16 protein-coding genes are annotated in these 14350 nt (G+C 65.3%); 7 read left to right on the top strand and 9 right to left on the bottom strand.

Annotated features, from left to right (window positions below; genetic code table 11):
• The first annotated feature begins 51 nt into the window (after positions 1-51).
• Positions 52-471, top strand: a complete 420-nt coding sequence (locus XH93_RS34575; protein ID WP_194470908.1) for a PaaI family thioesterase — start codon at positions 52-54, stop codon at positions 469-471.
• 198 nt (positions 472-669) lie between these two features.
• On the opposite strand, the gene XH93_RS34570 is transcribed toward XH93_RS34575, so the two are convergent.
• Complete coding sequence (locus tag XH93_RS34570) at positions 670-1449, bottom strand: DUF4239 domain-containing protein (protein ID WP_194470907.1); 780 nt, start codon at positions 1447-1449, stop codon at positions 670-672.
• 106 nt (positions 1450-1555) lie between these two features.
• On the bottom strand, positions 1556-2842 hold the full coding sequence (locus tag XH93_RS34565) for a flavin-dependent oxidoreductase (protein ID WP_194470906.1): 1287 nt from the start codon (positions 2840-2842) through the stop codon (positions 1556-1558).
• A gap of 265 nt (positions 2843-3107) precedes the next feature.
• On the opposite strand from XH93_RS34565, the gene XH93_RS34560 reads away from it, so the two are divergent.
• Positions 3108-3728 (top strand): glutathione S-transferase family protein, encoded by a 621-nt coding sequence (locus tag XH93_RS34560; RefSeq protein ID WP_194470905.1) that lies wholly within the window; start codon positions 3108-3110, stop codon positions 3726-3728.
• Between the two features lie 234 nt (positions 3729-3962).
• Here XH93_RS34560 and XH93_RS34555 read toward each other — a convergent pair whose 3' ends face one another.
• The gene (locus XH93_RS34555; RefSeq protein WP_194470904.1) at positions 3963-4877 is read right to left on the bottom strand and encodes a LysR family transcriptional regulator; all 915 of its coding nucleotides are present in this window, start codon (positions 4875-4877) and stop codon (positions 3963-3965) included.
• A gap of 152 nt (positions 4878-5029) precedes the next feature.
• Here XH93_RS34555 and XH93_RS34550 point away from each other — a divergent pair, with 152 nt between their 5' ends.
• The gene (locus XH93_RS34550) at positions 5030-5473 is read left to right on the top strand and encodes a nuclear transport factor 2 family protein (protein ID WP_194470903.1); all 444 of its coding nucleotides are present in this window, start codon (positions 5030-5032) and stop codon (positions 5471-5473) included.
• Between the two features lie 446 nt (positions 5474-5919).
• Here the strand turns inward: XH93_RS34550 and XH93_RS34545 are convergent, their stop codons facing one another.
• The 3 genes from XH93_RS34545 to XH93_RS34535 all read right to left on the bottom strand — a co-directional run bounded on the left by XH93_RS34545 (position 5920) and on the right by XH93_RS34535 (position 8442).
• Positions 5920-6606, bottom strand: coding sequence for a glutathione S-transferase family protein (locus XH93_RS34545; RefSeq protein ID WP_194470902.1), 687 nt, complete (start codon positions 6604-6606; stop codon positions 5920-5922).
• A 153-nt stretch (positions 6607-6759) separates the two neighbouring features.
• Complete coding sequence (locus tag XH93_RS34540; RefSeq protein WP_194470901.1) at positions 6760-7086, bottom strand: hypothetical protein; 327 nt, start codon at positions 7084-7086, stop codon at positions 6760-6762.
• Positions 7087-7308: 222 nt separating this feature from the next.
• Positions 7309-8442, bottom strand: coding sequence for a site-specific DNA-methyltransferase (locus XH93_RS34535; protein WP_194470900.1), 1134 nt, complete (start codon positions 8440-8442; stop codon positions 7309-7311).
• Positions 8443-8824: 382 nt separating this feature from the next.
• On the opposite strand from XH93_RS34535, the gene XH93_RS34530 reads away from it, so the two are divergent.
• Positions 8825-9763: a neutral zinc metallopeptidase gene (locus tag XH93_RS34530; protein ID WP_194470899.1), complete on the top strand. Its 939-nt coding sequence runs from the start codon at positions 8825-8827 to the stop codon at positions 9761-9763.
• 152 nt (positions 9764-9915) lie between these two features.
• Positions 9916-10479, top strand: a complete 564-nt coding sequence (gene moaB / locus XH93_RS34525) for a molybdenum cofactor biosynthesis protein B (protein ID WP_139864436.1) — start codon at positions 9916-9918, stop codon at positions 10477-10479.
• 116 nt (positions 10480-10595) lie between these two features.
• Here moaB and XH93_RS34520 read toward each other — a convergent pair whose 3' ends face one another.
• From XH93_RS34520 to XH93_RS34510, 3 genes are all read right to left on the bottom strand, one after another.
• Positions 10596-10748, bottom strand: a complete 153-nt coding sequence (locus XH93_RS34520) for a hypothetical protein (protein WP_194470898.1) — start codon at positions 10746-10748, stop codon at positions 10596-10598.
• Positions 10745-11680, bottom strand: a complete 936-nt coding sequence (locus XH93_RS34515) for a helix-turn-helix domain-containing GNAT family N-acetyltransferase (RefSeq protein WP_246799377.1) — start codon at positions 11678-11680, stop codon at positions 10745-10747. The genes XH93_RS34520 and XH93_RS34515 overlap by 4 nt, the downstream gene beginning before the upstream one ends.
• A 66-nt stretch (positions 11681-11746) precedes the next feature.
• On the bottom strand, positions 11747-12316 hold the full coding sequence (locus XH93_RS34510; RefSeq protein WP_194470897.1) for a glycosyl transferase: 570 nt from the start codon (positions 12314-12316) through the stop codon (positions 11747-11749).
• A 158-nt stretch (positions 12317-12474) separates the two neighbouring features.
• Here XH93_RS34510 and XH93_RS34505 point away from each other — a divergent pair, with 158 nt between their 5' ends.
• Together XH93_RS34505 and XH93_RS34500 are read left to right on the top strand one after the other, a co-directional pair.
• Complete coding sequence (locus XH93_RS34505) at positions 12475-13638, top strand: PA0069 family radical SAM protein (RefSeq protein WP_194470896.1); 1164 nt, start codon at positions 12475-12477, stop codon at positions 13636-13638.
• A gap of 208 nt (positions 13639-13846) precedes the next feature.
• Positions 13847-14293, top strand: coding sequence for a VOC family protein (locus XH93_RS34500; protein WP_194470895.1), 447 nt, complete (start codon positions 13847-13849; stop codon positions 14291-14293).
• The last annotated feature ends 57 nt before the right edge of the window (positions 14294-14350 follow it).

Here is a 14350-nt window from a genome sequence, read left to right as displayed (position 1 = left end):
ACCATGCTGGCAGCAGGGCCCGGCTATCACGGCGGGCAAACGGAGGCCGCCATGATCGCAACTGCGCTCGACCACATCCCGATGCCGCCTGTCGCAAAACTGCTGGGCTGGCGGCTGATCGACGCCCGCCCGCAGGACGGCTGGATCAAGATGGCCTTCGACGGCAAGCCGGGTTTCTGCAATCCGGCCGGCTTCATCCAGGGCGGCATCCTGTCCTCGATGCTCGACGACACCATGGGACCGGCGGTGTTCGTGATGACCGAGGGGAAGCTGTTCACCACGACGATCACGATGACGGTGAATTTCCTGGCGCCGGCAAAACCCGGGCCGATCACCGGCGAGGCGACCGTGACGCAGCTCGGCAAGACCATCGCCTTCGTCGAGGGGCGGCTGACCGCCGAAGACGGCACGCTGCTCGCGACCGCGATGAGCAGCATCCGCCTGGTCGAAGCAGCGCGGGCGCTACGATAACACGTCACGCGCCGAAGCCAGTCCCGTCACCCTGAGGTGCGAGCTCTTGCGAGCCTCGAAGGGTCGACGGCCATCAGCCGGGCCGTGCACCCTTCGAGGCTCGCCTCGCAGCGCGATTGCGCTGCAAGGCTCTCACCTCAGGGTGACGGGGATAAGATCGGGGCGCCTCAGCTCACGCCCGAACGATGCGCGCAGTGCCTACCGGCCGGCCGGATCGTTCGGCATGATCTGCAGCAGCGGCTCGGGGCGGATCGAGATCTGGCCGGTGAAGGGACGGTCATGGGCCGCGATCAGCAGCACCGCGGCGGCGACGCCGGTAGAGAACAGCCCGAGCGCAAGCGCCGAGGCCAGCCGATTGTCGCAATGCACCAGCGCGATCGCCAGCATCTCGCAGATCGCCAGCAGATAGAGGCAGAACCATTTGACCGGATTGACTTCGGCCTGGCTGACGATGATCCGTTGTCGGCGCGCGTCGAGCGCGGACTGCAGCGCGGCGATCAGTTCGCGCTGGGCAATCGGTTGGCCTTCCTGCGGCGCGATGACGAGTTGCAAGGCCTCGACAAGGTTGGGCGGACTTGCCCGCAGCGAGGCGGTCTGGCGCGCCATCATCGGCCATTCCACGTTTGCAGCCTGCTCGACATAGTCGCGCACCAGGCCGCGCAGTTTTGCCTGCTTCTCCGCCGGCAAGCCGGCGGCGAGCAGCACCACGGCGCGCAGTGCGCTCGCCTCGTGGCTGACCGCCGTATTGGCGCGGTCACTATCGCTCCAGACCTGCGCGGCGGTGAATGCCACGAATAGGCCGAAGATGATGCCGAGCACCGGCAGCAGGCCGGGCGAGATGGCCTTGAACGACTTTGCCCGCTCGCCCGTTGCGAGCGCGGTCACGGCCATCAACGCGGCGGCCGCGAGCAGATAGGTGAAGCCAAAGACAACCAGCGCCATTGCCGTGACAGGCAGATTGTGCACCCAGTCGCTCATTCCCGCAGTCCCCGTTTGATTTTCCCGCGCGCGACCAACGCGAAACGCGCTTACGCGGAGATCATGCCCAAACAAGACCTAAAGCGTGATGACGATTCACGCAATGTCAGGTTGAACCGGCCCGTGCCGCTGCGCCGCGCGGCACGATCGGCGGCTTGGCGTTCAGTCCCTCGACCTGGAAGCCGGCGACGCGCTTGTAGTTGGCGGCGATGTCTTCCAGCTCCTGCTGCGACAGCACGTCGGTGACGACGCCGAACCCGTCCGGCGCGCGCTCCTCGACGAGCTGCATCACCTGCTCCGGGCCGTTGCGGCGGTTCAGCATCACGAGATCAGTGGTCGCCGGCCGCCGCTCGGCCTCGTAGGCCGCGAGCGCGGCCTGCGTCGCGCCCTGCGCCAGGATCTCGCGGGTCAGCACCCGCGCATCCAGAATCGCCTGCGAGGCGCCGTTGGAGCCGATCGGATACATCGGGTGCGCGGCGTCGCCCATCAGCGTGACGCGGCCAAAGGTCCATTGCGGGATCGGGTCGCGGTCGACCAGCGGATATTCGTAGGCGTGCGGGCAGTTCCTGATCAGGCCGGGCACGTCGAGCCAGTCGAAATTCCAGCTCTCGAACCACGGTAAGAACTCGCCCAGATCGGCGGTGCGGTTATAGTCCTCGCGGCGCCACTGATAGGTCGGCGGCATGTGGCGCTCGGCGACCCAGTTGATGTCGAATTTGCCGTCCGCGCCGGCCGCTTTCGAGATCGGGTAGCAGACGAATTTCAGGATCTCGTGGCCGGCCATGATCATGGTGCGGCCGGTGAGGAAGGCGTCGGCGCGGGTGATGCCGCGCCACAGGATGCGGCCGTTCCAGAGCGGCGGTCCTTCCTGCGGATACAGTTTTTCGCGCACCGCCGAATGGATGCCGTCGGCGGCGATCAGAATCGCGCCGTCGTAGCTGCCGGCTGGTTTTCCGGTGGCGCGGTCGATGAAATCGGCGCGGATACCGTCCGCGGTCTCCGTCCAGCCGGTGAGGTGATGGCTGGTCAGGATAATGTCGCGTCCGAGCCGCTCGGTCGCGGCATCGAGCAGGATCTGTTGCAGCCGGCCGCGATGGATCGAGAACTGCGGCCATTTATAGCCGGCCTCGAGCCCGCGCGGCTCGCTCCAGATCGGCTTGCCGTGCTTGGAGAAATAGGCGAGCTCGCATGTGCGCACCGCCGACGCATCGAGCACATCGTGCAGGCCGAGCTCGATCAATTCGCGCACCGCATGCGGCAGCACGTTGATGCCGACACCGAGCGGCTTCAGCTCGGGCACGCTCTCGAACACGCGGCAGGGCACCCCGATCTGATCCAGGCTGAGCGCCAGCGTCAGCCCGCCAATTCCGCCACCCGCGATGAGCACAGTCATGAAAAATCCCCTTCGATCGGCCATGGTCATGGCATGACAGCGCTGCGGTGGGCAACCGCGAAAGGCAGAGCATGATCCGGAAAAGTGAACCCCGGTTTTCCGAAAAGATCATGCTCAAGCAAAAAGTCGGGGAGCGATGACGAGTGCGTCATCGTTCCCCGGGGGATGGACGGCAAACGGCCGCGCCGGTAACCTCCGCCGCGTCAAAACAAGAACCGGAGCCATGGTTCTGAGCGAACCGACAAGGCTCGGAGAGGACAGCAACATGCTCAAGCTTTATTACGTGCCCGGCACCTGCGCGCTCGCCTCCCACATCGCGCTGGTCGAGGCCGGCGCGCCTCACACGGTCGAGCGGCTCGACTTCAAGACCAACCAGCAGAACAGCCCGGAATATCTCAAGATCAATCCGAAGGGCCGTGTGCCGACCTTGGTCACCGACCGCGGCGTGCTGACCGAGACGCCGTCGATCCTGGCCTACATTGCCCAGACCTTTCCGCAGGCCAGGCTGGCGCCGCTCGATGACGCCTTCGAGTTTGCCAGGGTGCAGGCGTTCAACTCCTATCTCTGCTCGACCGTGCATGTGAACCACGCCCACAAGGGGCGCGGCTATCGCTGGGCGACGCAGGAGACCTCGTTCGCCGACATGAAGGCGATGGTGTCGAAGACCATGGCGGCGAGCTTCGGCCTGATCGAGCGCGACATGCTGAAGGGCCCCTGGGTGATGGGCGACAGCTACACGGTCTGCGATCCCTATCTCTACACGCTGACGCTCTGGCTCGAGGGCGACGGCGTCGACATCGCAACCCTGCCCAAGGTGAAGGCGCATCGCGCCGCGATGGAGCAGCGTCCGGCGGTGCAGAAGGTGCTGGCCGAGCAGAAGGCGTAAGAGGCGATCACGCCAGCCAAGGTTCGTAGGGTGGGTTAGCGAAGCGTAATCCACCGCCTATCCGCAATTGCGGTCAAAATGGTGGGTTACGCCTTCGGCTAACCCACCCTACACTTTCCTCTGCTCCAGCTCGCGTCCGGTCTCCAGGTTCGTAGGGTGGGTTAGCGAAGCGTAACCCACCGCCTATCCGCAATTGCGGTCAAAATGGTGGGTTACGCCTTCGGCTAACCCACCCTACACTTTCCTCTGCTCCAGCTCGCGCCCGGTCTCCAGCATCAGCCTGCGCAGCCAGATCGAACCGGGATCCATCTGGGCCCGCGTCGGATAGAACATGTGCTGCTCGTCAATGCCGGGATCGAGCGGCGGCGTCACGGCGACCAGTGACAATTGCCTGGCCAGCGCCGCGATCAGCCGGCGCGGCACGAAGGCGACGAGGTCGGTGCGCGCGGTGACGTGCAGCGCCTCGATATAGCCGGGCACGACCAGCGCGATCCGCCGCTCGATGCCTTTTGCGCGCAGCCAAGTGTCGATCAGATCCTCGTTCTGGCCGCGGATCACCACGGCGACGTGCCGCGCCGCGAGGAAGACCTCGCGCTTCTTCAGCTTCGCACCCACCGGATGGCCGCGGCGCACCGCGAGCGCATCGCTGTCGGTGTAGAGCCGCTGGCGGTGAAAGCCCTTGAAGGAGTCGCCGATCGAGATCACGAGATCGATGGTGCGGGCGAAGTCCGGCGTGAAGATCGCGGGCCCGCGCCACGGCACCACGTCGATGGTGACGTTGGGGGCGAGCCGCGTCACCTTCTCCATCAGCGGCGGCATCAGGAGCTCGACCGCGAGGTCCGGCATCATCAGCCGGAAATGCCGCTCGCTGCTAACAGCGTCGAAATCGTCTGATACGAACAGCGCGCGGATCTGGTCGAGCGCCTGCGCCAGCGGCGCGCGCAGCGCCTGCGCCCGCGGCGTCAACTCCATCCGCGCGCCGCTCCGCACCAGGAGCGGATCGCCGATCAGCTCGCGCAGCCGCTGCAGCGCGTGGCTGGCCGCCGGCTGCGACAGATGCAGCCGCAGCGCGGCGCGGCTGACACTGGTTTCCTTCAGCAGCGCGTCGAGCGCCACCAGCAGATTGAGGTCAAGCGAATTCAAATTCATCAGATGAATATATATCATACCATCTATCGATTGGAAGAATGCGCGTCGGCGCGGCAATGATGGGCAGAAGCGTTTTCGAGCGACGTGGATACCCCTTCGCGTGAACAAAACGCGTCAAGGCAAGAGCCAACCCCCATCGATGGAGAGCCGCCATGAGCGCAGCCGACAACAAGAAACTGGTGCAGGAGATGTTTGCGATCGCGGGCGATCCCGATCCCGCGGTGCGCGAGAAATCGCTGTTCATGGCTGTTCTCGCCGATGACGCGGTCTGGACCGTGACCGGGCAATATTCCTGGTCGCGCAGCTTCACCGGCAGGCTATCGATCATGACCGACCTGCACGGCCATGTGCGCTCGAAACTGGTCGAGCGCGGCCGCACCATCGCCCATCGCATCATCGCCGACGGCGACATCGTCGTGGTCGAGGCCAAGGGCAACAACCTCACCAAGCAAGGCCAGCGCTACGACAACGATTATTGCCTGGTGTTCCGCTTCGAGGCCGGCAGGATCAAGGAGGTGCGGGAATATTGCGACTCGGTGCTGACCGAGCGGGCGCTGGGCCCGTTCCCGGCGCCCGAGGCGCGCGCGGCGGGCTGACCGTTGACGAGCATTTTTGCGAGCGTGGCGTGGATGGTGGGCACGGCGCTTTCGCGCCTTTGCCCACCCGATTTCTCGCACGGACCCATCAACGAGTCGTCCCTGCGAAAGCACTAGGGCATGCACACATCTGGAGGGCTTACAGGTCAGGAAGGCGCCACCGGATGGGTTCCCTCCCCCCTTGCGGGGGAGGGCTAGGGAGAGGGGTAAGCCCCGCGGGCGGTGATTGTGGCTTACCCCTCTCTCCAACTCTCCCCCGCAAGGGGGAGAGAGCCCTCCCACCTCCCGTGTCGCCTTAAGCAAGATCGGCTGAGTGATGAGATGTGTGCATGCCCTAGGTGCCTTCGCAGGGACGACGTTGGGGAGATAGGTCGCGCCAGCAAATTGCTTGCGTGGGTGGGCAAAGCGGAAGCGTGCCCACCCTTGTCGCGTTGAGGTGGCTCGTGTCACGCCACCTTGGTCTTGAGATGGCCGAACATGATGCCGCGGGCCTCGTCGTCCATCTCGGCCTTGAAGGTGTGCTTGTCCTTCAGCGCGTTGGCGCGGGCCGCCGCGGGACGCGCCGAGATCTCGTCGAGCAGCCGCTTCACATTCGGATACTTCGCAAAACCGTCCTCGCCGAGGATGAATGTTCCCATGCGGACCCAGCCCCAGAACGCCATGTCGACGATCGAATAGGCATCGCCGACCATGTAGCGCGACTTGGCGAGGTGATCGTCGAGGATCTTGTAGTGGCGATGCGCCTCGTACTGGTAGCGGTTGTGGGCGTAGTCGAGATCCTTCGGCGCAAAATGCTTGAAGTGCACGGCCTGGCCGGAATAGGGGCCGAGGCCGGTTGCGATGAACATCAGCCAGGACAGCGTCGCGGCGCGGTTGGCCGGTGTGTTGGCCGGCAGGAACTTGCCGTGCTCCTCGGCGAGGTAGAGCAGGATGGCGTTGGAGTCGAACACGAGGATGCCGTCGTCGTCGATCGCCGGCACCTTGCCGTTCGGATTGACCTTCAAAAAGTCCGGCGCGAACTGCTGGCCCTTGCGGGTGTCGACCGGGATCGCCTCGAACGGCAGGCCGGACTCTTCCAGGAACAGCGCGACCTTCATCGGGTTCGGCGCGCCGTTGAAATAGAATTTGAGCATGGAGGAACTCCCCTGGTTTTATGACCGATTGATGTTTTCACCGACGGGATCGGGACGCTGCGGGGGGAAAGCCCGCGCGTGTGCCTTCATGCGCAAACTTTGCTGCGATGCGCAAGCGACGAGTTTGCGAGAGAGCCGTGCGCGCCGCGCCGGTCAGCCATAGCCGAAAAAGCCGGCCAGGCCGGTTACGACCAGCGCCAGCCCGACGATCTCCAGCACCGCCGCGGCGCGGGTCGCAGCATGCAGGTTTGAGATCTGCGTCGCGCGTTCGGACGGACGCGCGTAGCCGTGGACGATGATCCCCTCGTTGAATTCGCCATGCGCCTCGAGGCCGAGCGTCAGCCCGACGCAGACCAGCAGGATGCCGAAAATGATCAGGCCAAAAAATCCGAGCAGGCCGATCAGCAGCATCGGAAACATGCCGATCAGGAAGATCGGCAGCAGCGGCACCAGCAGCAAGGTCTCGGATTGTCTGCGCATCGGGCGACCAATCGAAACGGCAAGTGACAGCGCCTATATCTTAGGCCCGGGCGTCGCGGAGCGGCAATCGAAAAACAAATGGCTGCCCTGCGTCCGACACGCGAAGGTGGGAACGCGTAGGATGGGTAGAGCGCAGCGAAACCCATCATCTCACCCGCGGACTCAAAGTTGATGGGTTTCGCTGCGCTCTACCCATCCTACGGCCGCGGTTCTCGGAAACGTTCAGCCCGCCGCCATCCCTGACCGGATCTCGGCGCGCAGCTCGTCGATCAGCTTCAGGCCGGTCTTGGTCTCGACGTGCCAGAAGGTCCAGCCGTTGCAAGCCCCCGAGCCCTGCGCCACCGCGCCGATGCGGTGGATCGAGCCGACCTTGTCGCCGAGCATGATGGCGCCGTCGGCGCGGACCAGCGCGCCGTGGCGCTTCTTGGCGTCGACCAGCTTGGCGCCGGGCAGGATCATGCCGCGCTCGATCAGTTCGGAGAACGCCACGCGCGGCGCCTCGCGCGCGGTCATGAACGGCGCCAGCGTCGCGTCCGGCAGCGGCTCGATCGCGGCGATCCGCGCTTCGGCGGCCGCGGCATAGGCCTTGTCGCGCTCGAAGCCGATGTAGTTGCGGCCGAGCCGCTTTGCGACGGCGCCGGTGGTGCCGGTGCCGTTGAACGGATCGATCACGAGATCACCCGGCTTCGACGACGACAGCAGCACGCGGGCGAGCAGCTGCTCCGGCTTCTGCGTCGGATGCACTTTCTTGCCGTCGCTGCCTTTCAGGCGCTCCTCGCCGGTGCACAGCGGGATCAGCCAGTCGGAACGCGCCTGCACGTCCTCATTGGCCGCCTTCAGCGCTTCGTAATTGAAGGTGTAGCCCTTCGCCTTCTCATCGCGCGCGGCCCAGATCATGGTCTCGTGCGCATTGGTGAAGCGGCGGCCGCGGAAATTCGGCATCGGGTTCGACTTGCGCCACACGATGTCGTTCAGCAGCCAGAACCCGAGGTCCTGCATCATGGCGCCGACGCGGAAGATGTTGTGATAGGAGCCGATCACCCACAGCGTTGCAGACGGCTTCATCACGCGGCGGCAGGCCAGCAGCCAGGCGCGGGTGAAATCGTCATAGGCGGCGAAGGACGTGAACTTGTCCCATTCGTCGTTGACGGCATCGACATGCGATTCGTCGGGGCGCTTCAGGTCGCCCTTGAGCTGCAGATTGTAGGGTGGATCTGCGAACACCAGATCGACGGAGCTTGCGGGAAGCTTCGACAACTCGGCGACGCAATCGCCGACGACGATCCGGCTCGACGGGGCATTCTCAAATTTAGTGCGGGGCGCCTTTGCAGACGCCCCGCGACGCGACACTACCATGACTCAAGAACTCTGACTCAGGCGACGCTGTCGGCGACGCGGGACTAAACAACCGACTGACCACACATTGACCCGGCAAAGTAAAAATCGACTTAATTGGAAATGTTCGCGTAAAAGATTGCAGCGACTTTCGAACCGCGCGGCACGTCGTCATTCGCATTGTGCGCTGCGCATCTGCACGGTGCGATGCGAGTTGCGCGATCATCAAACCGGCACGATTCGACCGCTAGAATTGCCTTCGCTCGCGCGGCAAACTCCGCGAGGGCGGCCGCCTCGGCGCACTAGGCAATTTTTGCCGGCCGGGTTATTGATTAACAGAGTAAAAATTTTACGTCTGATGTGTCCCGCATTGGGCCACGGACTGGAGTGGAGGGAAACCGCCATGCGCTACGATGACTTCCGCCGCAGCGACGACATCGAAGACCGTCGCGATGAAGGCGGGATGGGCGGAGGCGGCGGTGGTTTCGGCATTCCGATGGGCGGCGGTGGCGGGCTCGGCATCGGCACCATCATCGTGCTCGGCCTGCTCGGCTACGCCTTCGGCATCGATCCGCGCATCCTGATCGGCGGCGCGGAGATTCTCACCGGCGGCGGCCACGCTCCGACCTATCAGACCGACCGGCAGTCGTCGGGCGGTCAGGTCAAGCGCGGCGCGCCGACCGACGAGATGGGCAGCATGATTGCCGGCATCCTGGGTGAAATCGACGATCGCTGGAGCGAGATCTTCCAGGCGAGCGGCCAGAGCTACACCGGCCCGAAGATCGTGCTGTTCCGCAACGCGACCAACGGCGGCCGCTGCGGCATGGCGCAGTCGGCGATGGGCCCGTTCTACTGCCCGCCGGACAAGACCATCTATCTCGACACCGGCTTCTTCCGCGAGGTCGAGACCCGCTTCCGCGGCTGCTCCGGCAACGCCTGCAAGTTCACCGCGGCCTATATCATCGCGCATGAGGCCGGCCATCACATCCAGAATCTGCTCGGCATCATCCCGCGGGTGACGCGGCTGCAGCAGCAGGCCGGCGACAAGCGGGAAGCCAACGCGCTGCAGGTCAGGGTCGAGCTGCAGGCCGACTGCCTGTCCGGCGTCTGGGTCAATCGCGAGGAGAAGAAGCGGCCCGGCTTCCTCGAGGCCGGCGACATCGATGCCGCGCTGACCACCGCGAACGCGATCGGCGACGACACGCTGCAGCGCCAGGCGACGGGCAGGGTGGTGCCCGATTCCTTCACCCACGGCTCCGCCGCGCAGCGCAAGGAATGGTTCATGCGCGGCTACCAGCAGGGCACGGTGCAGGCGTGTAATACGTTCGGCAGCGGCGGGTAGCTCTAGATCGCGTCATCCTGAGGTGCTCGCCTCTTCGGCGAGCCTCGAAGGATAAAGCGCCCGCGGCCCATCCTTCGAGGCTCGCCCAGCGGCGCAAGTGCGCCGCAAGGCTCGCACCTCAGGATGACGGCGGAGTGTGTGGAGTGATTGAAATGTCCTCAACCGACGAAACCAAAACCTTCATCCCGCTCAACATCGCGGTGCTGACGATCTCGGACACGCGATCGCTCGCCGACGACAAGTCCGGCACCACGCTCGCCGACCGCCTGACCGCCGCCGGCCACAAGCTCGCGGCGCGCGAAATCGTCACCGACGATGTCGAGGCTATCCGCGCCGTGATCCGGCGCTGGATTGCGGATGAAGGCGTCGACGCCGTGATCACCACCGGCGGCACCGGCTTTACCGGCCGCGACGTCACGCCGGAGGCGGTCGAGCCGTTGTTCGAGAAGCGGATGGACGGCTTTTCGATCGCCTTCCACATGCTGAGCCACGCCAAGATCGGCGCATCGACGATCCAGAGCCGCGCCACCGCCGGCGTCGCGGGCGCGACCTTTATCTTCTGCCTGCCGGGTTCGCCCGGCGCCTGCCGCGACGGCTGGGACGGCATTCTGGCCGCGCAGCTCGACTACCGCACGCGGCCCTGCAATTTCGTCGAGATCATGCCGCGGCTGGATGAGCATCTGCGCCGCCCGAAGGCAAAAGGCGCCAGCGCGTGAGCGTTCCGTAGCCCGGATGCAGCGAAGCGCAATCCGGGGCGGTCTCTCCTGCGTCGACACCGGTCCCGGATTGCGCTGCGCTGCATCCGGGCTACGCACTCAGTGTGCGGGACCGATCACCTGCCTCTGACCATCCTCACCACCGCCCGCCACAACGCCAAGGCCGCGTTGCGATACGCCGCGGCGCGCAGCGCGTGGGCCCGCCGCGCATAGAACGTGATGAGTTCTGCCGTCACGCGCCGCCCTTCGTCGCGGCGCTGCGGCTTCACAGGTCCAGCTCCCAGGTCTCGCCGACCAGGTCGACGCCGAAGCTGTGATGCCTCTCTTCCTTGACCCGCTCGAAGCCGGCGTGGGCGTAGATGCCGCGGGCGGCGAGCAGGATACTCTGGGTCCACAGCGTCATCTTCTTGTAGCCGTTGTCGCGCGCGGTGCGGATGCATTGCTCGACCAGCGCCCGTCCGACGCCGAGCCCGCGCGCCTTCTCCTCGACCATCAGCAGCCGCAGCTTTGCAATGCCGTCACCGCCGTTGACGAGGAAGACCGAGCCGACCGGTTCGCCCGCCACCTCGGCGATCCAGCAATGCTCGCGCGCCGGGTCGTAGTTTCTGATGAACTGGGCGCAGATCTCGGCGACCAATGCCTCGTAGCTGATGTCCCAGCCATATTCCTCCGCATAGGCGCGGCCCTGCCGCGAGATCACCCAGCCCATGTCGCCGACGCGGTGGCTGCGCAGCAGGAAGCCGGCCGGCTTTGCGGCCGGCGGCTCCAGCAGCCGTTCGATGGTTGCCATTGCAGCGGTGACCCGGATGCGGTCCTCCGGCGACAGTGGCGCCAGCATCGCGGCGACTTCGTCATGTGAGGCGCGGCTGACCTTGGCGAACGCCTGCCGCCCCTTGGCGGTGAGATTGAGCCGGATCTGCCGCCGGTCAGTCGGCAGCGGCTTGCGGGCGAGCAGGCCGTCGTCCTCGAATTTCTGCAGGATACGGCTGAGATAGCCGGCATCGAGCCCGAGCTCGATCCCGATGTCCCGCGCGGCGGCGTCCTCGCGATGCGCCAGCTCGTACAACACCCGCGCCTCGCTCAGCGAAAACGGGCTGTGCACGAGATGCTGATCCAGCATGCCGAGCTTGCGGGTGTAGAAGCGGTTGAAGCCGCGGACGGCGGTGACCTGGTCGTCGGGATCTGTCATGGGATCAGTCATGGCGCACCTCGATATTTGCCAGTGTCAAATAATTATTTGACTTTGGCAAGTATATCTTGGGGGCGTCTATGCGACCATGATCCGGCTGCGCAGCATGGTGCGCGAGGAGCGGCCGAGCCGGCGCAGCAGCCGCGCCTCGGAGCGGCGGGCGTCGGGCCGGTAGCCGCCGAGCCGCTCGTAATGTTCGCGCGCGATCAAGAGGCCCTGTTCGGCCGACGGGCCGGCGACCATCCGGGCGACGAATTTGAAGCCGTCGCGCAGCCCGGCATCGGTGTAGGGCGAGCGGGCATAGCGAAAAATGCCGGCGCGGTCCTTGCCGCTCGCCGCCACGATCTGGATGAACTGGGTGGTCTCCTCGATCCAGCCTGTGTCCAGCACGGCGCCGGGATGCAGGAACATCAGCCAGGGCGAGCGCGCCTGTTTGGCGCCGGCGGCCAGCGCCGCGGCGCGGCTGCCCTCGAACCGCAGGAAGCGGCAGCCCGCGACGTCGGCGACGCGCTCCATCACGTCGGTGTTGGTCCGCTCGACCAGCAGCACCTCGCGGATGACCCCCGCAGCGGCGCCCGGCACCAGCGCCGCCAGTGTCGCAACCGCGGTGCGTTCGACCCCGTCGGTCGGAATGATCACGCTCAGCATTGAGGCTCAACGGCTCAAAGGGGTGGAAAAACCGCGCTGTGTTATCACCATGTCATATTCAAAGCAGCCTTCTCGTCTGCAGATTTTTGCGCCACGGTTCTGTGGAATTTCTCCGTTCATGTTCTTGATTTGTTCTCAAGCTGTGTTAGCTTCACGGCATGAGCAGAGCATCCTCTCATGCCCTCAGGCACCCGCCGGCAACGGCGCCCTCCGATAACCCGGCGGGTGCTTCCCCTTTTCCCGAGATCGCGGTGGCGATAGAGCGCGAGCGGCGGCGTGGCCGCGGCGCGCAGTCCAATGCAAGCGGCCGCTATGAGGCCGAGGCGCGGACGGCCTTCGACGACGGCTGGCAGAGCCTTGACGACCTGCCGCCGTTCAAGACCTCGGTGGCGCTCGATACCTCGCGCAAGGTGATCACCCGCAACGACTCGCCCGACATCGGCTTCGACCGCTCGATCAATCCCTATCGCGGCTGCGAGCATGGCTGCGTCTACTGCTTCGCGCGGCCGACCCACGCCTATCTCGGCCTGTCGCCGGGGCTTGATTTCGAATCAAAGCTGCTCGCCAAGCCGGATGCGCCGGAGCTGCTCGAGAAGGAGCTTGCCGCGCCCGGCTACGAGGCGCGGATGATCGCGATCGGCACCAACACCGATCCCTATCAGCCGATCGAGCGCGAACGGAAAATCATGCGCGGCATTCTCGAGGTCTTGGAGCGCGCCGGCCATCCGGTCGGCATCGTGACAAAATCGGCGCTGGTGACCCGCGACATCGACATCCTGGCGCGGATGGCCAAGCGCAATCTGGCAAAAGTCGCGCTGTCGGTGACGACGCTCGATCCGAAGCTCGCGCGCACCATGGAGCCGCGCGCCTCGACGCCGACGAAGCGGCTCGAGGCGATCAAGCGGCTGGCCGATGCCGGCATCCCGACCACGGTGATGGCGGCGCCGATCATCCCGGCGCTGAACGATTCGGAGATCGAGCGCATCCTCGATGCCGCGGCGCATGCCGGCGCCAAGGAGGCGAGCTATGTGCTGCTGCGGCTGCCGCTCGAGGTCCGCGATCTATTTCGTGAGTGGCTGATGGCGAACTATCCCGACCGCTACCGCCACGTCTTCACCCTGATCCGCGACATGCGCGGCGGCCGCGACTACGACTCGCAATGGGGCACCCGGATGAAGGGCACCGGCCCGATGGCCTGGATGATCGGCCGCCGCTTCGAGATCGCCTGCGAAAAGCTCGGCCTGAACAAGCGCCGCACCAAGCTGACCACCGATCATTTTGCGAGGCCGAAGCGGAATGGCCAGCAGTTGAGTTTGTTCTAGGGCAGACTTGTAGCCCGGATGCAGCGAAGCGAAATCCGGGGCCAGTCTCTCCGCGGAAAGACTTACCCGGATTACGCTTCGCTGCATCCGGGCTACGAAGCACGCTGCAACCAGAGCGTCATTGCGAGCGAAGCGAAGCAATCCATGTCGCAACGTTGGGATAGATGGATTGCTTCGCTTCGCTCGCAATGACGGGAATGAGGTAACAATGAGTAACGCCCCGACCCCACGCTTCACCGTCCTGACCCTCGGCGTCAATGACATGCGCGCCAGCATCGCCTTCTATGAATCGCTCGGCTTCACCAGAAAAATGCGCGCGACCGGCGAGGAGGTCGCCTTCTTCGACACCGGCGGCACCGTGATCGGGCTGTTCCCTTGGCATCTGCTCGCCGCCGACGCCGCGCTGCCCGACAAGCCGCGGCCGGCCGGCTTCCATGGCGTCTCCATTGCCTGGAACTGCCGCGACGATGCCGAGGTCGATGCCGTGATGGCGTTCGCGCTCGCCAAGGGCGCAAAGCTGCTCAATCCGGCGAAGCCGACCAGCTATGGCGGCTATTGCGGCTATTTCGCCGATCCCGACGGCCACGCCTGGGAGGTGGTCCGCGCGCCGGGCTTTACGGTCGGCGACGACCGCCGGGTCTCGCTGCCGGACTAGCTCTCGCGGTATTTTATTACCTCTAACCCGGTGCGCGAGCTACTTTGCATGGGGTTG

This window comes from Bradyrhizobium sp. CCBAU 51753 (assembly GCF_015291565.1).
Classification (GTDB): domain Bacteria; phylum Pseudomonadota; class Alphaproteobacteria; order Rhizobiales; family Xanthobacteraceae; genus Bradyrhizobium; species Bradyrhizobium ivorense.
This window is presented reverse-complemented; position numbering and strand designations above follow the sequence as displayed.